General features: G+C 36.3%; 20 protein-coding genes, 15 tRNA genes and 2 rRNA genes. 2 read left to right on the forward strand and 35 right to left on the reverse strand.

Annotated elements, in window-relative coordinates; all coding sequences use genetic code 11:
- Positions 1 to 60: 60 nt before the first annotated feature.
- From C1A05_RS15560 to C1A05_RS15580, 5 genes are all read right to left on the reverse strand, one after another.
- The gene (locus tag C1A05_RS15560; protein ID WP_102029163.1) at positions 61 to 924 is read right to left on the reverse strand and encodes a DNA adenine methylase; all 864 of its coding nucleotides are present in this window, start codon (positions 922 to 924) and stop codon (positions 61 to 63) included.
- Positions 925 to 1,127: 203 nt separating this feature from the next.
- Positions 1,128 to 2,591 (reverse strand): DNA methyltransferase, encoded by a 1,464-nt coding sequence (locus tag C1A05_RS15565; protein ID WP_102029164.1) that lies wholly within the window; start codon positions 2,589 to 2,591, stop codon positions 1,128 to 1,130.
- Between the two features lie 24 nt (positions 2,592 to 2,615).
- On the reverse strand, positions 2,616 to 3,539 hold the full coding sequence (locus C1A05_RS15570; RefSeq protein ID WP_102029165.1) for a hypothetical protein: 924 nt from the start codon (positions 3,537 to 3,539) through the stop codon (positions 2,616 to 2,618).
- A gap of 10 nt (positions 3,540 to 3,549) precedes the next feature.
- The gene (locus C1A05_RS15575; RefSeq protein WP_102029166.1) at positions 3,550 to 4,848 is read right to left on the reverse strand and encodes a hypothetical protein; all 1,299 of its coding nucleotides are present in this window, start codon (positions 4,846 to 4,848) and stop codon (positions 3,550 to 3,552) included.
- Positions 4,835 to 7,534, reverse strand: a complete 2,700-nt coding sequence (locus C1A05_RS15580; RefSeq protein WP_159462099.1) for an ATP-dependent DNA helicase — start codon at positions 7,532 to 7,534, stop codon at positions 4,835 to 4,837. Before C1A05_RS15580 ends, C1A05_RS15575 begins: the two co-directional genes overlap by 14 nt.
- Before the next feature lie 264 nt (positions 7,535 to 7,798).
- Here C1A05_RS15580 and C1A05_RS15585 point away from each other — a divergent pair, with 264 nt between their 5' ends.
- Positions 7,799 to 8,356: a recombinase family protein gene (locus C1A05_RS15585; protein ID WP_102029168.1), complete on the forward strand. Its 558-nt coding sequence runs from the start codon at positions 7,799 to 7,801 to the stop codon at positions 8,354 to 8,356.
- Positions 8,357 to 8,446: 90 nt separating this feature from the next.
- Here C1A05_RS15585 and C1A05_RS15590 read toward each other — a convergent pair whose 3' ends face one another.
- The 5 genes from C1A05_RS15590 to C1A05_RS15610 form a co-directional block, all read right to left on the reverse strand.
- Positions 8,447 to 9,259: an excinuclease ABC subunit C gene (locus C1A05_RS15590; protein ID WP_234998598.1), complete on the reverse strand. Its 813-nt coding sequence runs from the start codon at positions 9,257 to 9,259 to the stop codon at positions 8,447 to 8,449.
- A 152-nt stretch (positions 9,260 to 9,411) separates the two neighbouring features.
- Positions 9,412 to 10,386 carry a DNA/RNA non-specific endonuclease gene (locus tag C1A05_RS15595; protein ID WP_102029170.1) on the reverse strand — a complete coding sequence of 325 codons (975 nt, stop codon included), beginning with the start codon at positions 10,384 to 10,386 and terminating at the stop codon, positions 9,412 to 9,414.
- A 137-nt stretch (positions 10,387 to 10,523) separates the two neighbouring features.
- Positions 10,524 to 10,826: a hypothetical protein gene (locus C1A05_RS15600; RefSeq protein ID WP_102029171.1), complete on the reverse strand. Its 303-nt coding sequence runs from the start codon at positions 10,824 to 10,826 to the stop codon at positions 10,524 to 10,526.
- Between the two features lie 293 nt (positions 10,827 to 11,119).
- Positions 11,120 to 11,377 carry a hypothetical protein gene (locus C1A05_RS15605; RefSeq protein WP_102029173.1) on the reverse strand — a complete coding sequence of 86 codons (258 nt, stop codon included), beginning with the start codon at positions 11,375 to 11,377 and terminating at the stop codon, positions 11,120 to 11,122.
- A gap of 5 nt (positions 11,378 to 11,382) precedes the next feature.
- Positions 11,383 to 12,537 carry a YDG/SRA domain-containing protein gene (locus C1A05_RS15610; protein ID WP_102029175.1) on the reverse strand — a complete coding sequence of 385 codons (1,155 nt, stop codon included), beginning with the start codon at positions 12,535 to 12,537 and terminating at the stop codon, positions 11,383 to 11,385.
- A gap of 186 nt (positions 12,538 to 12,723) precedes the next feature.
- On the opposite strand from C1A05_RS15610, the gene C1A05_RS15615 reads away from it, so the two are divergent.
- Positions 12,724 to 13,014, forward strand: coding sequence for a hypothetical protein (locus tag C1A05_RS15615; RefSeq protein ID WP_102029178.1), 291 nt, complete (start codon positions 12,724 to 12,726; stop codon positions 13,012 to 13,014).
- 148 nt (positions 13,015 to 13,162) lie between these two features.
- Here C1A05_RS15615 and C1A05_RS15620 read toward each other — a convergent pair whose 3' ends face one another.
- The 25 genes from C1A05_RS15620 to C1A05_RS15745 form a co-directional block, all read right to left on the reverse strand.
- Complete coding sequence (locus C1A05_RS15620) at positions 13,163 to 13,405, reverse strand: hypothetical protein (protein ID WP_102029180.1); 243 nt, start codon at positions 13,403 to 13,405, stop codon at positions 13,163 to 13,165.
- 216 nt (positions 13,406 to 13,621) lie between these two features.
- Positions 13,622 to 14,023, reverse strand: coding sequence for a terminase small subunit (locus C1A05_RS15625; protein WP_102029182.1), 402 nt, complete (start codon positions 14,021 to 14,023; stop codon positions 13,622 to 13,624).
- 18 nt (positions 14,024 to 14,041) lie between these two features.
- Complete coding sequence (locus C1A05_RS15630; RefSeq protein ID WP_102029184.1) at positions 14,042 to 14,905, reverse strand: hypothetical protein; 864 nt, start codon at positions 14,903 to 14,905, stop codon at positions 14,042 to 14,044.
- Between the two features lie 13 nt (positions 14,906 to 14,918).
- A complete protein-coding gene (locus C1A05_RS15635; protein WP_145997325.1) occupies positions 14,919 to 15,302 on the reverse strand; it encodes a hypothetical protein in 384 nt (127 codons plus the stop codon).
- Between the two features lie 111 nt (positions 15,303 to 15,413).
- A complete protein-coding gene (locus C1A05_RS15640) occupies positions 15,414 to 17,717 on the reverse strand; it encodes a DUF3987 domain-containing protein (protein ID WP_102029186.1) in 2,304 nt (767 codons plus the stop codon).
- A gap of 295 nt (positions 17,718 to 18,012) precedes the next feature.
- On the reverse strand, positions 18,013 to 18,207 hold the full coding sequence (locus C1A05_RS15650) for a helix-turn-helix domain-containing protein (RefSeq protein WP_102029188.1): 195 nt from the start codon (positions 18,205 to 18,207) through the stop codon (positions 18,013 to 18,015).
- Positions 18,208 to 18,302: 95 nt separating this feature from the next.
- Positions 18,303 to 19,166, reverse strand: coding sequence for a hypothetical protein (locus tag C1A05_RS15655; RefSeq protein WP_102029189.1), 864 nt, complete (start codon positions 19,164 to 19,166; stop codon positions 18,303 to 18,305).
- Positions 19,167 to 19,396: 230 nt separating this feature from the next.
- Positions 19,397 to 20,359, reverse strand: coding sequence for a tyrosine-type recombinase/integrase (locus tag C1A05_RS15660; protein WP_102029190.1), 963 nt, complete (start codon positions 20,357 to 20,359; stop codon positions 19,397 to 19,399).
- A gap of 159 nt (positions 20,360 to 20,518) precedes the next feature.
- Positions 20,519 to 20,600 (reverse strand) — tRNA-Leu (locus tag C1A05_RS15665).
- A 9-nt stretch (positions 20,601 to 20,609) separates the two neighbouring features.
- Positions 20,610 to 20,683, reverse strand: a tRNA-Cys gene (locus C1A05_RS15670).
- A gap of 21 nt (positions 20,684 to 20,704) precedes the next feature.
- Positions 20,705 to 20,779 (reverse strand) — tRNA-Gly (locus C1A05_RS15675).
- A 6-nt stretch (positions 20,780 to 20,785) separates the two neighbouring features.
- A tRNA-Gln gene (locus C1A05_RS15680) sits at positions 20,786 to 20,860 on the reverse strand.
- Positions 20,861 to 20,870: 10 nt separating this feature from the next.
- Positions 20,871 to 20,943, reverse strand: a tRNA-His gene (locus C1A05_RS15685).
- 25 nt (positions 20,944 to 20,968) lie between these two features.
- Positions 20,969 to 21,042, reverse strand: a tRNA-Trp gene (locus C1A05_RS15690).
- 15 nt (positions 21,043 to 21,057) lie between these two features.
- Positions 21,058 to 21,142: transfer RNA gene (locus C1A05_RS15695), tRNA-Tyr, on the reverse strand.
- Between the two features lie 11 nt (positions 21,143 to 21,153).
- Positions 21,154 to 21,229: transfer RNA gene (locus tag C1A05_RS15700), tRNA-Thr, on the reverse strand.
- A 5-nt stretch (positions 21,230 to 21,234) separates the two neighbouring features.
- A tRNA-Phe gene (locus C1A05_RS15705) sits at positions 21,235 to 21,310 on the reverse strand.
- Positions 21,311 to 21,360: 50 nt separating this feature from the next.
- Positions 21,361 to 21,437, reverse strand: a tRNA-Asp gene (locus tag C1A05_RS15710).
- A gap of 77 nt (positions 21,438 to 21,514) precedes the next feature.
- Positions 21,515 to 21,591, reverse strand: a tRNA-Met gene (locus C1A05_RS15715).
- A 46-nt stretch (positions 21,592 to 21,637) separates the two neighbouring features.
- Positions 21,638 to 21,713: transfer RNA gene (locus tag C1A05_RS15720), tRNA-Val, on the reverse strand.
- 31 nt (positions 21,714 to 21,744) lie between these two features.
- Positions 21,745 to 21,819 (reverse strand) — tRNA-Glu (locus tag C1A05_RS15725).
- A 16-nt stretch (positions 21,820 to 21,835) separates the two neighbouring features.
- A tRNA-Ser gene (locus C1A05_RS15730) sits at positions 21,836 to 21,927 on the reverse strand.
- A gap of 2 nt (positions 21,928 to 21,929) precedes the next feature.
- Positions 21,930 to 22,004: transfer RNA gene (locus C1A05_RS15735), tRNA-Asn, on the reverse strand.
- A gap of 46 nt (positions 22,005 to 22,050) precedes the next feature.
- Positions 22,051 to 22,166 (reverse strand): 5S ribosomal RNA (gene rrf, locus C1A05_RS15740).
- 122 nt (positions 22,167 to 22,288) lie between these two features.
- Positions 22,289 to 25,045 (reverse strand): 23S ribosomal RNA (locus C1A05_RS15745); the annotation flags it as partial.

Raw genomic sequence — 25,045 nt, forward strand, 5'->3', positions numbered from 1 at the left:
CTCCACTGTTTAAGAAAAATAAGCGATGAAATAATCACCGCTTATTTTTCCTTTTATTAATTAATTATTATTTATAGCTAATTCATCAAAAGTTTCAAAATTAGTTATAAAAATTTCCTTACCTTTATACCTTTTACCCTTGGTTATTACGGTGGTTTCTTTTCCTACACACTTTTTTTGATTGTCTGTCCTATTTATTTTATAGTTCCATTCACGCTCTAATGGCTCATAACACCAATGATATAATTCTTTTACTTCAGAAGTATTATCATAAGTAAGTAAAAACTTAATTCTCCCACTATGTTTTCTTAATACCTTTTCTAATCTTAAGTGATCTATTTTATTAAAACCACAAGTATAAAATTTTTCTTGATCAGCATTATAGTATGGTGGATCAATAAACAGAAATGAGTTATCTGGCACATTCGATATAACTTCTTCAAAATCCAATTTAGTAATTTTTACACCCTGAAGCTTTTCCGAAGCACTTCTTATTGCTTTTGGCCAGTTTTCAGGCCTCTTACTATATTTATCATCATACCCCCAGTAACAATTTTGTTTATTCATAATACCGGAGAATGATGTTCTATTTAGGTAATACCATCTTCCAGCACGTTCTAAATCACTTTGTGGGACGTAATCATTTTTATAATATGCATGTAATTCTTTCAATGCAGGCTTACCTTTTAAAAAATTAATTAATTCCTCTGGGTAATCTCTTATATGAATATAAGTATTAATTAAGTCCTCATCTAGATCATTCAACCAACTATTTTGAACCTTCTCTTTTGCGAAAAAGATTGAACCCCCACCCACAAATGGTTCTATATAATAGTTGTGAGGAAGTATATGTTCTAAAATCAATTTGCGAGCATAATACTTTCCACCAGCATACCTAAAAGGGGAATTGATAGCATTGCGCATGGTGTATTCCTCCTCTTAATCTATAATTAAAGTTATTTTTATATTATAACATACTATAAAAATACAGAATTAAAGCTCCACAATAAGGTAAACTTGGTAGATATAAGTTCAATATGAAGCATCTAAAGCTTTTCACAAATGCTGCTCATAAGAAATAAACCCTCCTATTTCTGTTGTTAGGAGGGAGCAATATAATTAATTATTTATCTTTTCTTTAAATGAAGACAATAATTATGAAGAGTATTACTTACCCAATGAGTACCAACCGCAAAAGGTTTTAAACCAATGTTGTCTTGACACCATAATGTAGTCCCTGCATAACTATATTTTCCATCAGTCCCACATAATTCAGATACTAAGTCCCATGCGAATGGATAAACAATATGATCACGCTTTATATTTTTTACTACGATAGTCATATATGAACCTTCTACCAAATACTCACTAATATTATTATAAATTTCTACAAGCTTATTAAGAAAATCCTCATAATTACTAATATTACCTAAATCATTTTCATCTTCTGAGTAAACAATATCAAGCTTTTGTTTACGACGTTTTCTTTGGTTTTCACTACCTTTATTTGATAACATTGACCAATATGGAGGGCTAGTGATACAGTAATTGAAAAGTTGGCCCTTAAGTTCATCTATTTCATTTAAATTGCTTGCATCACCATTAATAATTATTCCTTCAACTTGTGGGAGATACTCTTCAAACAAAGTTGGTTCATATTTTTCTTCAACTCGTTTAAGAGCAATATCAGCATATTTTTTATTTAATTCTATACCATACCCATTACGCTCTGTTTCAATAGATGCTACAACTGTACTCCCTGTACCCACCATAGGGTCTAGAACGTTGTCACCCTGTTCAGTAAATAATTCTATAAATTCTTTTACTAATGTTTCAGGATACTTTGCAGGGTGTAAAATTTCGTTCTTTTTTCTAGGTGGAGCTGTAGGTATTGTCCATCCCGGAACTGCTGTATCATTACATATTTTAATATTTTTAGTATTAATTTTATGTCCTTGATCCTCATCTTCTTTTTGTTGCATTATAAGGCAGTAAAATATAGTATTTTCTAGTTCTCTAAGTCCCACCTTCTCATCTCGAAGGCGTAAGTAACTTCTGCTAGCCTTCGCAACAGCCCACGGGATTGGAAAACCTCCTCCTCCTATCCCTTCCATATTCACAAAAATAGAACAATATCTTTCTGGTTTTAGAATATTTTTCATTATAGTAAAAACTTCATCTGAGTATTCATCTAAGAAAATTTCCAGATCTTTCATATCTATTAAACAATTAAACATATCAATTAAGACAAGGTCATAGTAATTTAATTTTTCACTCTCTTTTTTTAGAGCATCAAGCACTTCTGACATTTCAGAAACATTATTGTAGTGAACTAAATTTCTTGGAGCCTGTATTTCTGAAACATTAAATTGATCAAATCCAATGATTAAAGTATTAGAGTGGTCCCCCTCTGGCCATGTAGCCTTCGTAAAAAAGTGAACATATTCTTCAATTAATGTTTGAATACTTTCAAACCTAAAAAAGCTTTTTTGAAACTTCATCCAGGTACTATAATTAAGATCGTTCATTCTATTAGGAGGACCACTTCTCTTCGATTTATTTTCTTTGATAGCTTCTACAAGTTTAGCCATAACTTCCTCCTATTTTAAATAATCTTATAGTTCTCTGATTGGATTTAGAGCATTTACGATAACAGACATATTTTTAGTCCTAGTACCATTTGTATACACCTGCGTAATAGTACCATCTGGTAGATATGTTCCGCTTAAATATGTCGACCTGTCTCCCCAAGAAGCAAAAGTAACTTCTGGTTTTTCTAACCACATATCAAACCAATGGTCACATTTAACAACATGTTTTAATCCATTTACACTTAGAATTATATCATGAGTGGGTCGTGCATCTGTATTTAAATATTGAAGTGATGAAAATACATTGGTGCTTAAGTATTGTTTTTGTCCGTTACCTAAAATGAATGACTCTGATAAGTCATTTGCATTAGTCCCTACAATGTTAGCATCTTCACCATGCATAGTCAAAGTTATTCCTTGGAAGTTTCCAGGTTGTGTTTGAATCCCTACATTACTAACATTCTTCCATCTATCTGTCCAATTTTTAGGTAGAGTAACTATAAATCTCTTCTGGTTAGAATTGTTTGCATATGGTGAAACAAGAAAGGCTTGAACAAAAGTATCCGGCCCATTTATTTTTTTTAGTTGACCATAAGGAACTAAACCTTCTACGTTAAGGAACCAATGCGGAAAATTTCTATTTTGATTCGGATATACATGATATCCTTTTATATCAACTATTCTATTATTTATATAAAATTCCGCTACATCTGGATTCCTCCAATGTGTTCGTCCTTGTGTTGTAAATGGAATGCCAGAATTTATTAAATACGTTTCAAATGCTTTTTCCATAATAATTCCTACGGCAATCCTTCTTAACCTTTGTCTTGCTTGTGAATAATTCATACGATTATAAGTATAGTTCAGTGATCTTCCAGCATATTCAATAGCTGCATCTTGCATACTAGTAGTTACTCTTATCGGAACAAAATCATTTACTGTAACCATTTTTATCCCCCTAGTCTAAAAGTGAATCCATAGAATATAAATCTTTAGGTAATACATATAAATTTGTTTCTTTAACTCCCCCATTCATCCCAATGTTAGGATAATAATAACAACAGGCTCCCCCACCACGACCATTCGTTTTTAACCAACCTGCATTTATTTTGGATGGCATTCTTTCAATACAGTCTTTAAACCCTGCTCGACTCAAATGTTGCATATCTTTTTCTGTTATCTGTGCCCACAGTTGATTTTCAAATTTATTTATCGAATCTTTCGGCCAAACCCAACCTGTATACTTCTTTGTATTTTCTATAAATTCATCCTTAGTCGTCCATCCTACAACATAAAGTGTATAATCAGAAGGGAGCATCAGATTACAGAAGTCATCTCTTTTTATTACTAGACTTTCTTTTGGAGGAGTGTTAATATTCCGTCTAGCAGAATTTAATACTCTTTTTTTAAAATTATTCATAGAAACATCGATATAAATTTCCCCATCAGACCAACTATCATAAGAATTCTTGGTTACCTGAAAAGAAGAAACACATGAGAATGGTCCAACTTCAATCTCGACCCCATTCTCTAATTGTACTGGGATTCTATGGACTTCATCCATCCATTCACCGATAACAGTAAATTCTATATCTTCAACAAATAACGATTCTCCTTTATATACAATGCTGATATAGAACCCCTTTCCTGATTCTTCTCTCTCAAGACACAATTTTTTAGAGCAAAGGAAAGGCAAAGCAGGGCCAAATGGAAATGCAGTAAGGATATAGTCTTCCCTGTTTTTTTCAATATTGTTTCTAAAATCTATGCTGCTAGCGATAGCAAAACAATAGCCTTCCTTACCTTGTTCAATTTGTGTATGAGGAACTAACATTGGAAAAAATGTTCTCCAATCAGGTCCTGGATAATCAGCATTATCTATAATTAACTGTGGAGTAAGCGGAGCTCTTCCTAAAGAGTTATAATCAGAAAAATAATTTACAGTTTTAAGATCTAACTTTTTTTTCTCTCCATATATATCGACCCGAAAATCAAACAAATCGTCCGCTCTATGACTTTTCCGTTCAAGTTCTACTTCTAACCCTTTCTCTCTAAATGCCCTACTTAGCATTTCCTGTGCTGTAATACCTTTTGCTATGTTTAAAGCCCTTGATTGCTGACCTTTTGAGCCTGTATTTAACATCATTCTATTAAATGTCCATGGTAACGTTATCGAAGCATAGTCGGCTCCTCTCTGTAAATCCTCTAATTCAGGCTTTAATTCCCAAATTTGACTCTGATTACTAATCATTTGCATCATCTTTCCACCTTTCCAAACATATTTTGATTAAGTCACAAGCAGCGCATGATTTTTTACTTGGATTTGGCATAAAATACCCCTCTGATATCTTTCGCATTGATTGGTCCAAGTCACTAATTAAATCATCAATTTCATCCTTATTTACATTCACTTCTTGTGAGATCAATTTCTGTTGTTTGAATGATTCCCCAACATTTACAATGTCTGTATTTTTCACTTTTTTACCCATACGCTCTAATACGTAATTATAGAATTGAAGCTGTCTCTCATATCTCGGGAGTAAATGCTCATGAATATTTGATTTCCAATCTCTTATTCTGTATGAATCTTCATTTTCCAACTCGATACTATCGATAATTCCATATATCACTCCTTTTTCTAAAGGCAACTCTATTTTAACTTCTGATTCAACATTACTCTTTAAAGCACCTATACTTTGGAGGAATTGTATTCTCTTAATTATTGCCCTCTTATGTTTTTGCTCTCTCTCCTCAGTCACATAAGGAAGATGAACATACAGGTCCACTTGCCGCTTAATTTCCTCCAACGACCATTCTCTATTGTCCTCAAGACGTCTCTGTATTAGCTCATGCAATCCTTTACCGAAACCAAGCTCATCGCCAACAGCAGGTTGAACACCAGCAACACGACGCACTCCAAATTGGAAACCACATTCTAAATGGAGTAATAAATCAGATAATCCAATCATTATTGGAGAAGTCTCCTCCTCCGATAAATCTTCAGGTGCTATTGCCCAAATAGTTTTATCTATTTCTTTAATTGAATTCTTTTTAGTGATTAGCCCCTTTTTTGCCAACTCTTTCAAAAAGATCGATCGTTTTTTCTCTGTTCTATTGTTTGGATCCAATAAGTAGAGACGTTCTTTTGCTCGTGTAACAGCAACATAAAAAAGCCTTCTTTCATCCTCTGTAGTAGTTCCATATCTTCCTGCTATTTCATCAGGAAAACTTGTACCATGACCACGTGGGGATAATGGGAACCTTTTGGATGATAACATTGGTATTAAGACTATTGGCCATTCAAGTCCCTTTGATTGATGGACAGTTGAAATAAGAACACCATTTATATTTTCTTTAATAGGCAGACTTTCACCGAAATCTTCTTGATTCCGGATTAAAGCATAATAAATCTCAGAAATTACTCCTCTAGGGGTTCGTCTGGGACTACCAGGTATTCTTCTCCTATGTATTTCCTCTACACTTCTAATAATTTGTGTTGCGATTCCAAGTGCCGCTAATAGTTCTGGATCATCTTGCTTAAGCCCAATTCCGCACTTGTCTAAAAAATCATATAACATTCCTCTTACATCGTAAGTTGCATTTGATAGATTCTCTATCGCATCTAACCAGTCATTTAGGCTATCCCAAAAGACATCTTCTGCTTCTTCGATATCCAACCATATTGAAACACTGTTCCAGAGAGCAAGCGCTTCCCCTTCTATTTGTTTTTCCTCAATCTCATTTCTCGGTTCAACATGCTCTTTACGAAGCCAGTTAAATATAGGTAATAAAAATTCATTAATAAATTGTGTACTTCGACTTAACACTGGACAATAAACTGGTATCCCATGTGATCTTAATGTTTCCATAAATGGTACGCCTGCACCTGTTACCGATCTTAAAAGAATGGCCATTTTATTCCAAGGTACACCATTTCTGTAATGTTCCATCAAAATTTCTACAACAGTGTCAACTTGCTCTGATTCAGAAGAAAGGCTTAACCAATTTACCTCATCACAATCTACTTCTTCTCTCCCAGGAATCATTATTTTTTCTCTATCTCTTAAAGCAATGTTTTCCGCAACAGCATTTGCTAAACGAACAATTTCTGGTCTAGACCGGTAATTACTAGTTAAGCGATGAACTGTAACATCATTAAATTCCTTTGGGAAATTTAAAATTCTTTCAACATCGCTCCCTCTCCAGTTGTAAATTGATTGTAAATCATCACCTACAACAATTATATTTGCTAAGTCAGGTGCCATTAATTTTATTAATTCTACCTGAGCTGGATTTACATCTTGATATTCATCTACATAAAGCGACTTCAATTTACCTATAGGACCATGCTCTTTTAACAAGTTTGTGGAATATCTAATCATATCTCCGAAAGTCATCATTTTGTTTTTCTGCACAATATTTACAAATCTAGCAATACTATTTTTTATATTTGATGGTAATTCATTCAAAGTCAGGTTTTCGTTATAGAAAACTTCGAGATCAGATATATAATCTTCTACTCCAAACGGATATACCTTTCCATATATTTCAGCTAGATTTAGTTCATCATAAAGTCTACTCACCAAAGTTTTTAAGTGTAGCTCATCTATAGGGGAAAAGTTATAAAATGTGCTCTGATTTGAAAGGTATTGTAAACACCAACCATGGATAGTACCAATGTAAATCCCAGTAAGGTCTATTTCTGGGGCTACTTCACTCACAATATTATGTACTCTAATTAATAATTCTTCAGCTGCCTTTTCCGTGAATGTAAAAGCAACTATCTCCGAAGCAGGTATGCCTTCAATTAAATCCGAAATAAGCATTTGAACTAAAGTACGGGTTTTACCTGATCCTGCTGCCGCTAAGATAGATGCATTTCTACTTGATCGTAATAAAGGTTGTTGTTGTTCTAGCGATAATCCATGAATAAATTTATTCAAACTCATCCCCCTCTATTTAAAAAATTATTATGTAAAACTTAACCTTTATAGTAAATTTTAACTATATAGTATTATCCTACCAAATAATTAGCTCCTTTTGTAATTAATTCTTAAACTTTATGTCTTAAACTTACAACTTCTAGACACATCTCTTCTAAAACTAAATTGTTTTTATTATTGTTGTTGATTCCGTCTAAAAGTTAGTCTAGAATTGAATGTACAGAAGTTATAAGACTTTTAGATGACAACAAAGGAGATAACATCATGGCTATTATTGGATATGCTAGAGTAAGTACCATTGGACAAGACTTAGAATTACAGAAAGAAAAGCTTGAGGAATATGGATGCGAGAAGATTTTCATGGAAAAACAAAGTGGGGCAAAATCCGATAGAATTGAATTAGAAAAGGCGTTGAACTATTTACGACCAGGGGATAAGTTAGTCGTATATAAGATTGATCGCCTAGCTCGTAGCACATTTGATTTACATAAAATCGCTAGAGAGCTACAGGACCGTAATATAGGTTTGGTGTTTATTAAAGAGCAGATTGATTTCACTACACCAGCCGGAAAGCTAATGTTTACCTTGTTAGGTGCAATCGCTGAGTTTGAACGTGATTTAATTAATGAACGTACTAGAGAAGGAAGGGAAAGAGCGAAGAAGCAAGGAAAGCATATGGGACGTAAGGGGAAAGACGAAAAAGACATTCGGAAAGCTATAAAGCTCTATGCAGAACGAGAACAAAATGGCCTTAGTGTAAACGACATAGTGAAAATGACAGGTGTTCCTCGTTCTACTATATATGCGAAATTGAAAATTTAGTAAAAAAATCCTTGCGACTACACAAATGGTTAGTCGCTTTATAGGTTTATTACAACAAACCCCCTTCGAATTAAAGAAATTTGTGTTAGACTATCTCTTACTTTTATTGTTATTGTTTTTATATTCTTTAATCATTGTACGAAATCCTTTGTGGAAATTTAGATTAAGTGGTAACCCAAGCTCCGAGAATAATTTACTTGTGTAAACCATTCTCTTTCGTCCATTTGTTAAGGTTAATAAAAAATCTTTGCCCTTTGTTTTTATTATCCTACTAAGCAATAAATCAGCAGCTATTGCATATTCGCTGTTTTTGAAAATGGGCTTGTCCAATATATTACCGATCACCTTATTATATCCATTCGGAAATAATGAGTTATAAGCAATTATTGCATAGCCTTCTAATTCATTTAAGGATGAAAATCTTGTATTTTCCAAAGGTATTAAACTTATACAAAAATCATCTCCTAAGTTAAAATCCTCGTATACTCCAATATTTCCTGAATTTAAAACAAAGTGCATATAGGCCCTATCAAATACTTTTTCTGCTTGACCAATATAATATTTGTCTTGTACATAATTATGTATGATATAAATACCAGAAAAATTTTTTATCGACTGACGCTCTCTTTCACTCTTATTTTTCAGTTTAAGTAACTCTTGTGGTGTAACTTTTAACATTGCCCCTCTTAATTTGTCTAATTCTTTCTTAACCTTGTCTTTATTATTAAGCCAGTCTTGCTTAGTTTTTATTATGTGAAAATATAAAGGTGAGATTTCATTAGGTTCGTTATCTTCTAAAACATGTCGTATCCAAGTTAGTTCATCCACTGATAACATATCTTTATCAATAGCTTCCCTAATTGATTTTCCAATTAAATTTTCAAAACTTTCTTCTGTAATCATTTCTTTATACCTCCTTTTAGTTAAAAAATTCCCTGCCATTTATTAAATCAAAAAACCAATTAAAAATTAAAGCGACTGCCTAATCGGTAGTCGCTTTATTAAATTAAAACCAAGTTTATTCGCTCTTTGATTTGGCCACAAAGTACTGGGTCTTACTCACCTACCATACCATCACCATCACGATCGTCCATATATGGATACAACCAATGGTCGCTCGTTATCGGCATACTGAAACCTGCTGCTTTTGCTTCTTTAATCGTAACTTTTCCATTACCATTTGTATCAACACTAGAAATATCACCGTTTGTGGTTGGACTTGTTGGCTCCGAAGGATTATTTTCGGTTAAACCTTGGGATTCGTTTACTTCATCAGGGTTCACATTGTCAAATGTATCAACAATTTCGTTACCCATTATAGTGTAGGAATATTGATAACTTGAAGGAATCTGCGTTTTCGTATCAGGATAGGTGATAATGGCTTCAAAATTCGTAGCTCCACCGGCATCACGAATTACTTTTTCCATATACGCTTGATCACCATGACGGTTCAGTGTACTATCTTGTGGTGTAATATTATAAGCATTCGATACCCCACCGAGAGAATCGGCAATCACATGACCTTCATCTAAACTGTCGCTTTCCACTCCGGGTACCTTTGCTTCATCAGAATAATACCTGCCAGATGATAGTACTGGTTCATTCTCGTCATCTTGAAGAATGATTTCGTCAGCAATTACACGTACCAGTTGGCCGTGTTCATTCGTAAATGCCCAATATTCACGGTCCCCATAACCAATGTCAACGACAACATTAGGTTCACGATAACCAGACAAATCACCACCATCGACTTCAATCAGTTCGTATCCTGGAAATCGTTCATCATTTGATTGTTTAGGTGGTTCCTTAACAACTGGTTCTTCCGTAACAGGATCCTCTACGATCGGATCTTCCACAACCGGAGAGGTAGGTTCTTCCTCTTTTTGTTCTTCTTTTGTATTTGGCTCAACCGTTGTGACTTCTGGTGGATTGGTTTGCTCAACTGTTTTAGGTGTAACTTTTACGCTGGTACAACCAACCAAAAATATAGTCACTATAACTAAGATTAAATAGTTCATTTTCTTTTTCATTTTATGCTCTCCTATAATATTTTCATATAATTCATTAATAAAATCTGCTAACGTTGTTACCCTATTGATGAAGACAATTAAGTATCTTAATTCCCGCATGTTTTAAAATTTTTTATAAACACTAGACCTATAACTAATCATCTACTTTTTTCGTCAGGGTTATTGCCAAACTTTCTTAGTGCCTCTTCATTCTGATTAACAGCTTTATTGTATGATTCTCGTATACGATTTGAACGCTCATCGCGTTCTATTATATCGTCTAACCATTCATCTAAATTACCTTTAACCTGAACCATATCCTTTGAGTAATCTTCAAACATTCTTTTCATGGCTTCAGGTACTTTAGCCTGTATTCGTTTAACCTCACAATCTAGTTCTCTATCCTTAAAACCTTGTTTTATTAAATCCCTTCTAATTAAATCTGTAAAATCCATATCCACGAATAGTTCCCCTTCCTAAAAAATTATACAATATCCGTAATTTAAGCTTTTGTTATGGAGCTTACAATAGTCCTTGACAGCTGTTTAGCTACGTCCCCATTTATAGTTAATGCATAAACCGTTCCATATGTTATTCCTGCAACGACAATTACACCACATGCTGCTGCACCATAAGCAAATATTTTACCATTATCTCTTACAACATCACCATTAAGTTCAAACTTAAATTTGCCAAACTCGATTTTTATATTCTCTTCTCTACTGTTTTCTTTACTTATAATCAGTCATCTCCTTTATACTCTATCCTTTTGTTCATTATGCTTACGACAATATTCCTTAAAACCTTCCAAATCTGGGTTTCTAGCTGATTTTGCAAAAGCTAATACAATATTAGAATACTTTTTATAGCATTTTGAGCATCTATACCCTATAAATAAATTATTATCATTATGCAACTTATGCCGTTTTCTTTTTAATTTTTTATTACAATCCTTACATACAGTAAGATCTACAAAATTTTCTCCCTTTAGTTTCTTTTTTTTTAATATCATATAGCCTAATTCCTTCCACCAATATTATGCCATTCATGTTTATGATAAAGCTGTAGCACTTTCGAACCATCCTCTGAAACAAATGCATTTTTCTCATTAATGTACCTAAATGGAGATTTATAGTGATGAAACATTTTATGGTGCTGAGGACAAACAACGACAACATTGCTAACGTGATCTACAACAAAGTCTCCACTGTCTTGTTCCTCAGAAGTTTTATTTAACACTTCACTAAAGCCTTCAATGTGATGTACTTCAACATATTTCTTGCCATTCTGCATTTCTATTTTTGGTATAGGGTTGCTAGGATCACACAATTGGCACTCATAGAGATATAACTTCTTTAGATTCTCAACTAATTTTCTACTTCTGTTATATCGCTTGGTAATATTCGTATTACTTATTTTTACTTTTTGGAGATCGCCCTGGATATTCATAACTTCATCAATTAGGGATTGCTCATTAAATCTACCTTTTATCCTTTTAAACGAATCCTTGTAATCATCATATTTTTCATTGATAATGGGTTTCATTTCAAATGTATATACACTTCTAATCTTTCCATTATCATCTGGCTGTGATTCAATATGATAGTCCATCACTCGAAACATGCCTAAGAACATATAATGATTGTCTTTTACTTTTTGGAAAACATGTACGGGTGTCTTTTCAATTTGACATTCATATAATCGTAAATTACCAAACTTTAATTCTTGGTCACCATTTCTTCCTTCACCAGTGTAATATAGTGTGTCATTAATAAAACGATCTTCATATGGATTGTCATGTTTTCCACTAATAGTAGTTATTATTGAAACATTTGGATCTCCTGTACGATAGCGAATCCCTTTAACGCCACGATTATTAATGACTTCCGTAAACTCTTTATATGTAAATTTATCCCCTACCGATATCTTATAAGCATTTGATGAAGCAATATTCATACTTAAAAGTTGACTTAGAATTAAGTTATCGGAACGCTTAGATTCATTTCTAACCAGATACTCAACTTCATCCTCGTTCACTAAATACATGCCTTTTGAAGCACGTTTGACAGGAATTAATCTTTCTTCTCTTATCCAGCGACGTATCGTTTCTTCATGTTTAGCATACTTCTCTGCTGCTTCTGATACGGTTATTAAATTACTCAGTAAAAACATCCCCTTAACAGATACAACACTTTCTCTACGTTAAATGTTGTATCTAAACTTTTACTGTTATTATAACCCTTACATTTAAAATAACAAGAGGAAATATAGAAAATTATGCATTGAAGTGTAACCACTACCATTAGCGAAATATTACTATATAATAGGTAAATCCATCGAAAAAAGGAGAGTAGAAAAATGAAAGAAGTTACTGTAACTTTTATTGCCCAAGATGATGTTAAGGGTGGTAGATACACTATTTATAAAAAAGCGTATCAACTTAACGACGAATGGATTGCTTATTCAAGTCAAAATAGTATTGATCTTGATTGGATAAAAGTCTGTAATGAAGAAGGACCAGTATTAGATTTAGTAGATAAGACTTTCAAAACGATTGCTATTGACTTACAAAACGTAGAGAACATTAATATAAAAGATGAACAAGTAGTGACTTTTTTAAAGTGTTTAGTTGGAAAACATGCTGAATGATTTTAAATACCGCTGCCAAAGGAGATAGATAGATAGATAGATAGATAGATAGATGAAACCCTTGATGAAATGGAACTTCAGGAAAGCCCATCAGTTTTGATGAGCTTTCCTGAAGTAGCAATAATGCCACTACACTTCTTATTAATTTTTAATTATTTCTATTTGGAAAAGGAATAACATTACCTACTGGACTCTGTACCTCTGCAACACTTACTCCATTAAGAAAAGAGTACTTATCTAAAATATACTTATATGTACCTTTGTCTAGTATTTCTAAAGAGCTTGAGTTATAGCATCTTTGGTGAATAACTGTATTTAAAATATCAAGAACAACCCTATCAGTTGCTTTATAATGCATTTTACAAATGGGACACCTTAAACGATTATTCATCAATATACCTCCAGTGAAAATTTTTACATAATATAACTTTAATACAATAAGATTGATATTATCTCCTTCTAAATAATAAAATTTGTCGAAAAAAGTTAAATAGTAGTTTGCTCCTATCAATTTTAAATAAATATTTTTAGTGGAGCCTCTGGTTTTTTTTATGAATACGTTCAAAGTGAAAATAATAAAAAGCCTTCCCTAATCGGAAGGCTTTTCTTATTCGTTACTTTGTTCTGTTGGTGTGAACACTATTTCGATAGGTCTTTTATCAGGACCACTCAATTCCTTTTTATCAATAGGTGCAAAACCAGCTCTATCCAGTAGATCTTTCGCTGCCGTTATTTTATCTCGATTCGAAGCTTCAGGGTCATTAAGTACATCAACCATCACTTGTCGAGCTACGATTGCGTCATACAGGAACAAGTGCCGTAGTTCCTCTGCCATTTTCTTACGTTGTTCATTAATTTCCTCCCGGATGTTAGCATTTGATAGCAACCTTGAAGCTGTTATACGTGCAGAATTTTCCCTATACCCTGCACGAATAGCCGCTTGTGTAGCATTGAAATCTTTCAAATATTCAAAGACAAAAACTTCTTGTTTAGGTGTTAAATCATCCATAAACATCATCACCTTTACTTAAAATGGGTTGTCTTCTATCATAGGTGGTTTAGGAAATAGAACTTCTTCAATCGACCATAAAAGATCTAATTGCCCCCCACTTTTATAAGTCTCATGGTCGGATAGTCTTGATTTCCATAATGCGTAAATTTGTTCAATTTCATCATCGAAATTTGTGCCACCGTTCTTTTTATGAGTTTCATAGAATACCTCTATCTCTTCAACTGATTTATATGGTGGTCCAGCTAGGCTAATATGTGGATATGGTGACGGAAACATAATTTTCTCACTATATAACATATCCATAATAAATAGTGTAATTAAAGCCTTAGGGTCTTCTTTAAAATACTTTTCCTCATAAGCATCTCTTTCTTTTGCCAAAATTTCAGCTTCTTTCATTAATGGGTAATTAAGCTGCACAATTTCAGCCCTCTTACTATTTCTGAAATTTATTCGAATTCTTTTATCATCCAAGAAGCTATTATCATTGTGTTGAATATACATAAAGCATTTCTCTAACATTTCTATCTTTTCATCTAAAGCCTCGTCACCTTTTATTTGTGACTTCCACAACTGATATATTCTATCAATTTCTATATCATAGTTTGGGTGGTCATTGCTATATAATTCATATTCCTTAAGGCTATACCCACATTTCATATTCTCCTTATAAAAATCAAAAATCTCTTTTGCTGAGTCCCGAGGTGGCCCATACATCCCTAATAATGATTGATCGTCCTCTTGTTCGTGAATTTTTTCCATGTAAAATAGAGTAATCAAGGCTCTTGGATCTTCTTGAATCAAATTACGGTACCTTTTCTTCTTTTCATAATCTTGTTCTTGATGTTTATTAAATAAATATTCTGCATAAATTTCTGGCATTATTTTCATCCTTTCATCGTTTATTGGATTTAATCCACTGCAAATAATTGTTTCCTATATCTAATGCTTTTTCAAAATGTACATTTTCAGCTCGGTATATTTCCAGAAATGGGGAAGTCCCCTCTTTTTTCCATTTTAAACGGACAACATCAAATCTATCTTCATCGTTTTTAAAAATATACAATGATGTGAAACGGCTGATTGGTATTTCATATATTTCTCCTGATAAGCCAACCAGCCAACCTGATTGATAGGCTAAGTTATCCTTTTCATTTCCGAAGCTTAACCCTCCCTTAGAAACATTAGATTGGTTACCTTTACTTTTTACCAAAGGCTTAGGTTTTCTTTGTGACTCATTTTGTTCTACCCCTTGTAATGCAAGCTCAATGAGGTTCAATTCTATCACCTCTAAATTCGAAAAATTCGCAAGGGGTTCGAATTTGTAAATCATGGTGAACCCCTGGTGCTATAACTACTAACCTACTAAATTCGCAAATTCGAAAATTCGCTACTTAACAGGGTAATAGGTTTTCTTCTTACCCTCTTTATGTTCATACACCACCCCCTTTTCTATTAGAGAAGCGAGGGCTGGATTTAATTCTTCGCTTTTTACCTTTCTACCAAACAAGTCATAAAGCTCGGAACGTGTTAAACCTTCTTTTCTATGTTGTTTGATATGTCGATATACTTTGTCACTTATGCTTTCGTCAACATTATTACCGAAAATGTATTCACACGAAGCTATGCTGTATTTAGCTATGGAAAGTGCTGCCATTAAATGAGGTTGTTTTATCTTAGTTGAACAATCCAAAATTGCGTAGATTAGTGCTATTCGTAGTACTTGAGGTGCCATTCTGCTTATGATATTATTAATTAAAGGTGATATGTTATTGGGTGATGTTAGAGGTTCATATACATTAACCCATATTTTTTTTGATTCATCATCAAATTCAATTCTTCCTACAGTTCTTCCAAAGGAAATCGCTTCATTTAATTGGATTATCAATGGACTAAAATCTACTTGTTCAATATTACCGCCAAAAGCTAATAGCTTCGATCTTCTGGTACATATAAAAAGAAATCTATTTGCAAATCCATTAGCCATTTCTGTACTTTTTAAGTTTTTGGTAAGCTCATGTTTTGTTATATGACCTAAAATACTTACATGAGCATTTGTTGTTTTGACCGGGCTGTTCTTTGTTAATGTTTGTACGGAACCGTTGTCCCACATTTGCCGAATGACTTCTGTTATAGTATTACCTTCTCGTTTAGCTACCTTCAATATAGAAGCAAATTCTGATTCAACTACTAACAAACGCTTATCTTTCACACCTTCATCTTCAAGGACTTCTTCACCAATTACTTCACCATCTTCTTTTGTCTTTTCCTTGTATTTATAAATTGGATCACGAACGTGATAAACAAGCCCTTCTCCACTTGATAAACCGGATTTGACGTTATTCTTCACGTATCCCATATCAGCCATTTCAAATAGGCGTTTTATGTGCCCCCATGACGTTCCTTTACGCCCAACAGATGAATCTCCAACTAGTACTGCAAATAGCCGTCCAGGGTGCTCATTTGCTTCTACAAGCTTATGTGCTTGGTTCCCAATAATATTTCCAAATAAGGTAAGGAAGTTTACTAATAAAGCAGCTATATCACCTTCAGTGTGTGGTTCAATTGCCTTAACTATGTCACCCGCTAGACCATGGAAAGCATATTCTTCTAATGGTTCTGGATAACTATACACAAACGTTGCTTCTTCACTGTCATCAGGTAGGTTAATAGATTTCCTTGCATGTTCTCTCCAACCTGGTTCTACAGTGTCTCTAAAGTCCTTAAATCCCTTACCTTTACATGAATTATGCTGACACATAGCGATAATCTTTCCATCTGGAAACTGGACAACAATAGCTGAATTATCCGTGTGAGAAGGGTCCCAAACACACTGATCAAGCAAGTACTTCCTACCACCTTGCCATTGCCCTACTGACTTTACCTTGATTCCTTTTTGATTTAGCCATTCTCCTACATCATTAATTGTATATGAAGCTTTATGGCTAGATTCATACTTGTGTGGAGCTTGTCGAGGTAATAGGTTAGCGACTGATTCTATAAGCTCCCTATCTACACCTATAAACTCTTCAGGCACATGTAAAATTTTATTTAAGCGATGGGGTCTTTCTTTTGTGTGATCTCCCTTACAAGACATAGTGCCGTATACTTTAGATATCCTTGAAGGGTTAGAGGTTGTAGTATCTATTTCGACCGCTTCATTACTAAATTTCAAATCTAAAGCACTAAGGAACCTATTTAGTAATTGTCTTGATTCGGTATCATTTGGTAACTTAATTCTGTATTTAAGGTGATAACCATTTCCACTATCTGCAACAATGCAATCTGGGAAACCAATATCTTTAAGATACTTGTAAACTTGTCTTGCTCTCGTGTATGCCATTTCTTTTTCTTCATTGCTAGAACTAATTCCGGATGGACGTACTGGGTCAATGTCGATATATAACCACTCAAGAGATAATATTTCATTATCATTAGTTGTACTTTTTGCAAAATGTATAATCTTGTTGTTAGCCCTTCCTAGTAAAGCAGGGTTAACAGGATTTAACGTGATATATACACCAGGACATTTTCCACTCCAATAGGCACAAACTTCTGCAAGCTTGTCCATATTGTCAAAATATCCGGAGATCGTTCCTTTACCTTTTACACTAAATAGACGTAATTCATATACCTGGTGTTCAAGAGTACAAATGTTTAAGGTACGTTTAATGTCATCAAGGTTATATTTCACACGTATCTCCTTTCTATCTTAATTATGTTATTTCAACGTTCGAATTTTCGAATTTTCGAATTTTCTAGTTGAAATAACTGATAAATCAATGTTTTTTCATGTCACGTAATTTCGAAACACCGTCGAAATTTTCGAATTTAGTAATGATTTCTCAATGTAAGCTTCATTATGTGCCTTTATTATCTTATCGTACTTATTTTCCTTACTCTCATTTCTAAAATCAATGGCTCTACCTTTTGCAATTAATTCGTCGAATTTTAGATTTAATTTCAAATATGCATAATACAATTCCTCATTATTTTTTCTTTGGAAATTCTCCAACTCGCTTACCTCCTTCCATGATCCACTTTTTAAGCTCATCTTCATCAACTCGAATCAATTTACCTATTCGAACAACAGGAATTAACTCTTCACGTGCTAGATAATAAAACCTTTGAATTGGTATACCTAATACGTTTGCAACTTGCTCTGGATTGAGTAGTTTTTTCATACTAAAATCACCTCCTATAAACATAATAATTCTCATTAAAAATAATAAAAAGGACACTTTCAACAACTTTGAAAGTGTCCAATTCTAAAATTATATTATGTGTTACTTGGTCTTCCTCTGGAAGCTTTATTTATTATTAATCCCGTTGTTTTTGATAATTTCTTTATTGGCCTACCAATAATATTGGCTGCACTATTCTCATTAAGAGCAACATTACATGCATACGCAACATCTTTATAACTGTACTTCTTATTTTTGTATAATACTAACCAAATAAAATGTTCAAAATTAATTTTGTTTCTTACGATTTTATATCCATTATTCATCATCTTACCTATTACCATTTTATAATGCTTAGTGGCCAAATCTAGATATTGTTCTAACGTATAGTGGGTAATCGGTAGTTTGGGCGTAAATGCAGTTTCTAGTTTGAATTCATTATAAATTTTCGATTCTATCTCTATCTTATCAAACCCATAATTTGCCTTATACATAAAAGTTTTGTTTGCTCTATGTTCGCTATTTTTAAGCCAACTTGATAGAACCTTTGGTATTTCGTCTATTATCCATTTTTCTTTTTCTAAATCAAAATTATATTTTAAACACCATGTTGATAAATCGTCCAGAAAACTCCTAGTAATTAAAGAGCTATGTTTTTTAAAATACAAGTGTATCTCTAGTAGATTCCAGACATATTTATTAACTGGTAGTACCCCCTTTTTTCTCATTTCATCTAAAAGTTCTGAGTAAGTTGTAAGCAGCTTTTCTAAATCCATAATTGCTCTTGGAACATAATATTTAAAAGCTAAAAAATAATAATTCCTAGCCCAAAATACATCATCAATACCTTCCAAACCGATAGGTAGCCCTAACCAACCATTATCTAATTGATCTCTCCATTTTTTATCCATGGCACTTAGATGTATACTTTGTATTTTTTCAATATCACTATTGGACATGAGTGAATATATCCCTCCCACTATTTCTTTTCAAAATATATCTCAATATAATAAGAACTAACTATGTATATTAATTTGTTGTGCATGTTTTAAATACCTTCAATATAAATGTAAAAATACAATTTAATTATTTATTATCAAAATATACCCAATAATAGTCTAATAATTAAAATATTTTTTTATAAAATGGTAAATTAAAGGACTTGGTCTAATCCAAGTCCTTCTTAATATTATAAATTCCTTTTACCTCTATTCTTTCTTGGCTTCTCTGTAAAACAAGCTAAAATACTATGTTTGTCAAAGCCTTCCTTTAAATCCTTACCATACAAATTAACATAATTTAATGTTACATCTAAAGACGAGTGACCTAGTAATCGCTGTAGCTTAAAAGCGTCACCACCACTAGTAACATAGTGTTTTGCAAAGGTATGCCTAAAAGCATGAATAGATGTTTTTTCTACTCCTCTTTTTTTGTTATAACGTGCTATAGCATGTTGAACAGAGTTCCTGGTTAATTGCTCCCCATATTCATTTATGAAAAGATATTCATTTTCTTTTAGATCATACATTCGGATATATTCAGTTAATATCTTAACAAGATTTTCACTAATGGGATTGAATTGTGCTTTTCGATTTTTAGTTGTATTTAGTATTACCATACCGTTTTCAAGATCAATATCCCTTACGTATAGGTTCAATATTGTATTTAATCGATTCCCTGTTTCTAGTAAATAATTAACCATTACCCAACTGCGATGCTCAATAAAACCACAGCTACGCAAGTTAGGCTTCTTAATTAATTTTTTAATTTCTTCCTCAGTATATGGTTCTTTTTGCTGCTTATTTGCTTTAATTAACTGGATATCGAACTTATCAATATAATGTTCTCTCATTCCAAAATAAAGGAATGACCTTGCTGCTCTTAAATAAGTATTAATTGTATTATCTTTTAATTCCTTATTACCGAGGAAAATGATGTAATGCTCAACGACCTTTTTATCTATGTCCTTAACTAACTCAATACTTTCATCTTTAAAGTATCTAAATAAATGAATTAAATTTTGATCGTAAAACCTTATTGTCATCTCCGATAAATTTTTTATTTTGTTTTCAAGCTGAAAGTCATCATATAATTCTTTTACTGTTTTTTCTTCTGGGTCCTCTGTTACAATCCGTTTTTTTCTTGGTGCCATAATTCTGTTATCTCCTTTAAGAAGTATATTTAGGCACTAAAAACCGAATGTTGTTGTCCACACGATTAGCAATTCACTTTATTCCAATAAAGTAAAAAAAATCAATACTCAGAAAATTGCTCTAAGCATTGATTTAATAGGATTCTTTAGTCTTTGAAATACCGGTGGTCGGGTTCGAACCGACACTCCTCACGGAACACGATTTTGAGTCGTGCGCGTCTGCCAATTCCGCCACACCGGCAAATAATCATGGAGGCGCCAACCGGATTCGAACCGGTGATAAAGGTTTTGCAGACCTCTGCCTTACCACTTGGCTATGGCGCCGTTCTTACTAATATTATATTCTGGAGCGGAAGACGGGATTCGAACCCGCGACCCCCACCTTGGCAAGGTGGTGTTCTACCACTGAACTACTTCCGCGATAATTGGCTGGGCCACTAGGATTCGAACCTAGGCATCACGAGACCAAAACCCGTTGCCTTACCGCTTGGCTATGGCCCAATAAGAGAAGGGCGATTGATGGGAATCGAACCCACGAGTGCCGGAGCCACAATCCGGTGCGTTAACCCCTTCGCCACAACCGCCATAAAATTTTCTTTAAATAGAAAATGGCAGGGGTAGTAGGAATCGAACCCACATCAAAGGTTTTGGAGACCTTCGTTTTACCATTAAACTATACCCCTACTACAATATTTAGATGGTGGAGGGGGACGGATTCGAACCGCCGAACCCTGAGGGAGCGGATTTACAGTCCGCCGCGTTTAGCCACTTCGCTACCCCTCCATAAAAAGCAATGGTGCCGGCCAGAGGACTTGAACCCCCAACCTACTGATTACAAGTCAGTTGCTCTACCAATTGAGCTAGACCGGCAAAAATGGTGGCTCGGGACGGAATCGAACCGCCGACACACGGATTTTCAGTCCGTTGCTCTACCGACTGAGCTACCGAGCCACTATGTAATATGATCAAACTTTCTCTCATATTAAGTATGTAATTGTAAATGGCGGTCCGGACGGGACTCGAACCCGCGACCTCCTGCGTGACAGGCAGGCATTCTAACCAACTGAACTACCGGACCAAATAATTTTGGTTGCACTAAAGCACTTCTTATATTACCTTCCTACGGAGTAGTTCAACGTAGTGCGGTAATAATTTTGGTTGCGGGGGCAGGATTTGAACCTGCGACCTTCGGGTTATGAGCCCGACGAGCTACCAGACTGCTCCACCCCGCGATAATACATTAAGCTACTTTTAGCCAATGCTATATGAAGTTAAATATGGTGGAGGATGACGGGCTCGAACCGCCGACCCCCTGCTTGTAAGGCAGGTGCTCTCCCAGCTGAGCTAATCCTCCTGGGAATTTCATTAAACCATGTAAGAAATAGTGGTGACCCGTACGGGATTCGAACCCGTGTTACCGCCGTGAAAGGGCGGTGTCTTAACCACTTGACCAACGGGCCAATATAAGTAAGATAATGGCGGAGAGCGAGGGATTCGAACCCTCGAGACCGCTGTAGCAGCCTACACGATTTCCAATCGTGCTCCTTCGACCACTCGGACAGCTCTCCAATGGCTCCACCGGTAGGATTCGAACCTACGACCGATCGGTTAACAGCCGATTGCTCTACCACTGAGCTACGGTGGAATAATAATAATACCATACCACACTGAGCTGGAGTGATAACTTACTAGCCTAGCGATGTCCTACTCTCGCAGGGGAAACACCCCAACTACCATCGGCGCTGAAGAGCTTAACTTCTGTGTTCGGAATGGGAACAGGTGTGACCTCTTCGCCATCACCACTAGACCAGCTTGCTTAAAAATTCAGTGACAAGAAATATTATATCTTGTTTTTATAAAAAATCAAGTGTTTTTTGAAATAACACCTTCAAAACTAGATAAGATTAAGAATCAGCATGATTTAAAAATTTAGTTAAGTCCTCGATTGATTAGTATCCGTCAGCTGCACATGTCACCATGCTTCCACCTCGGACCTATCTACCTCATCGTCTCTGAGGAATCTTACTCATTTAAAATGATGGGAAATCTCATCTTGAGGGGGGCTTCATGCTTAGATGCTTTCAGCACTTATCCCTTCCACACGTAGCTACCCAGCTATGCCCCTGGCGGAACAACTGGTACACCAGCGGTGTGTCCATCCCGGTCCTCTCGTACTAAGGACAGCTCCTCTCAAATTTCCAACGCCCACGACGGATAGGGACCGAACTGTCTCACGACGTTCTGAACCCAGCTCGCGTACCGCTTTAATGGGCGAACAGCCCAACCCTTGGGACCGACTACAGCCCCAGGATGCGATGAGCCGACATCGAGGTGCCAAACCTCCCCGTCGATGTGGACTCTTGGGGGAGATAAGCCTGTTATCCCCGGGGTAGCTTTTATCCGTTGAGCGACGGCCCTTCCATACGGCACCGCCGGATCACTAAGCCCGACTTTCGTCCCTGCTCGACTTGTAGGTCTCGCAGTCAAGCTCCCTTCTGCCTTTACACTCTACGAATGATTTCCAACCATTCTGAGGGAACCTTTGGGCGCCTCCGTTACTCTTTAGGAGGCGACCGCCCCAGTCAAACTGCCCACCTGACACTGTCTCCGAACCGGATTACGGTCCAGGGTTAGAATGTCCGTACAGCCAGGGTGGTATCCCACCGATGCCTCCACGTAAGCTAGCGCTCACGCATCCAAGGCTCCCACCTATCCTGTACAAGCTGTACCAACATTCAATATCAGGTTGCAGTAAAGCTCCACGGGGTCTTTCCGTCCTGTCGCGGGTAATGCGCATCTTCACGCATAGTATAATTTCACCGGGTCTCTCGTTGAGACAGTGCCCAAGTCGTTGCACCTTTCGTGCGGGTCGGAACTTACCCGACAAGGAATTTCGCTACCTTAGGACCGTTATAGTTACGGCCGCCGTTTACTGGGGCTTCGGTTCAAAGCTTCGCACCGAAGTGCTAACCCATCCCCTTAACCTTCCAGCACCGGGCAGGTGTCAGCCCCTATACTTCGCCTTACGGCTTCGCAGAGACCTGTGTTTTTGATAAACAGTCGCTTGGGCCTTTTCACTGCGGCTCATCCATTACTATGAACGAGCACCCCTTCTCCCGAAGTTACGGGGTCATTTTGCCGAGTTCCTTAACGAGAGTTATCCCGCTCACCTTAGGATTCTCTCCTCGCCTACCTGTGTCGGTTTACGGTACGGGCACCTTCACCCTAACTAGAGGCTTTTCTTGGCAGTGTGAAATCAGGAACTTCGGTCGCATTTGACCTCCCCATCACAGCTTGAGCTTCACGGTGTGCGGATTTGCCTACACACCACTCTCACTGCTTAGACGTGCACTTCCAGTCGCACGCTTTCCTTATCCTACTGCGTCACCCCATTGCTCAAACAGATGAAAGGTGGTACAGGAATATCAACCTGTTATCCATCGCCTACGCCTTTCGGCCTCGGCTTAGGTCCCGACTAACCCTGAGCGGACGAGCCTTCCTCAGGAAACCTTAGGCTTTCGGTGGACAAGATTCTCACTTGTCTTTCGCTACTCATACCGGCATTCTCACTTCTAAGCGCTCCACCAGTTCTTACGATCTGACTTCACTGCACTTAGAACGCTCTCCTACCATTGTACCTACGGTACAATCCGCAGCTTCGGTGATACGTTTAGCCCCGGTACATTTTCGGCGCAGAGTCACTCGACCAGTGAGCTATTACGCACTCTTTAAATGGTGGCTGCTTCTAAGCCAACATCCTGGTTGTCTGGGCAACTCCACATCCTTTTCCACTTAACGTATACTTTGGGACCTTAGCTGGCGGTCTGGGCTGTTTCCCTCTCGACTACGAACCTTATCACCCGCAGTCTGACTCCCAAGTCTAAGTCATTGGCATTCGGAGTTTGACTGAATTCGGTAACCCGATGAGGGCCCCTAGTCCAATCAGTGCTCTACCTCCAAGACTCGAATACTTGAGGCTAGCCCTAAAGCTATTTCGGAGAGAACCAGCTATCTCCGTGTTCGATTGGCATTTCACCGCTACCCACACCTCATCCCCGCACTTTTCAACGTGCGTGGGTTCGGGCCTCCAGTAAGTGTTACCTTACCTTCACCCTGGACATGGGTAGATCACACGGTTTCGGGTCTACGACCACATACTATAATCGCCCTGTTCAGACTCGCTTTCGCTATGGCTCCGTGTCTTCCACTTAACCTTGCATGGGATCGTAACTCGCCGGTTCATTCTACAAAAGGCACGCCGTCACGCATTAACGCGCTCCGACTACTTGTAAGCACACGGTTTCAGGTTCTCTTTCACTCCCCTTCCGGGGTGCTTTTCACCTTTCCCTCACGGTACTGGTTCACTATCGGTCACTAGGTAGTATTTAGCCTTGGGAGATGGTCCTCCCGGATTCCGACGGAATTTCACGTGTTCCGCCGTACTCAGGATACACTCCGGAGGAAACAAGGTTTCAACTACAGGGCTGTTACCTTCTTCGGCTGGCCTTTCCAGACCGCTTCATTTACCTTGTTTCTTTGTAACTCCGTGTGGAGTGTCCTACAACCCCAGAAGGCAAGCCTTCTGGTTTGGGCTGTTTCCGTTTCGCTCGCCGCTACTCAGGAAATCGCATTTGCTTTCTCTTCCTCCGGGTACTTAGATGTTTCAGTTCCCCGGGTTGCCTTCCT

This window comes from Salirhabdus sp. Marseille-P4669 (genome assembly GCF_900240405.1).
Taxonomy (GTDB): Bacteria; Bacillota; Bacilli; order Bacillales; family Alkalibacillaceae; genus OEQK01.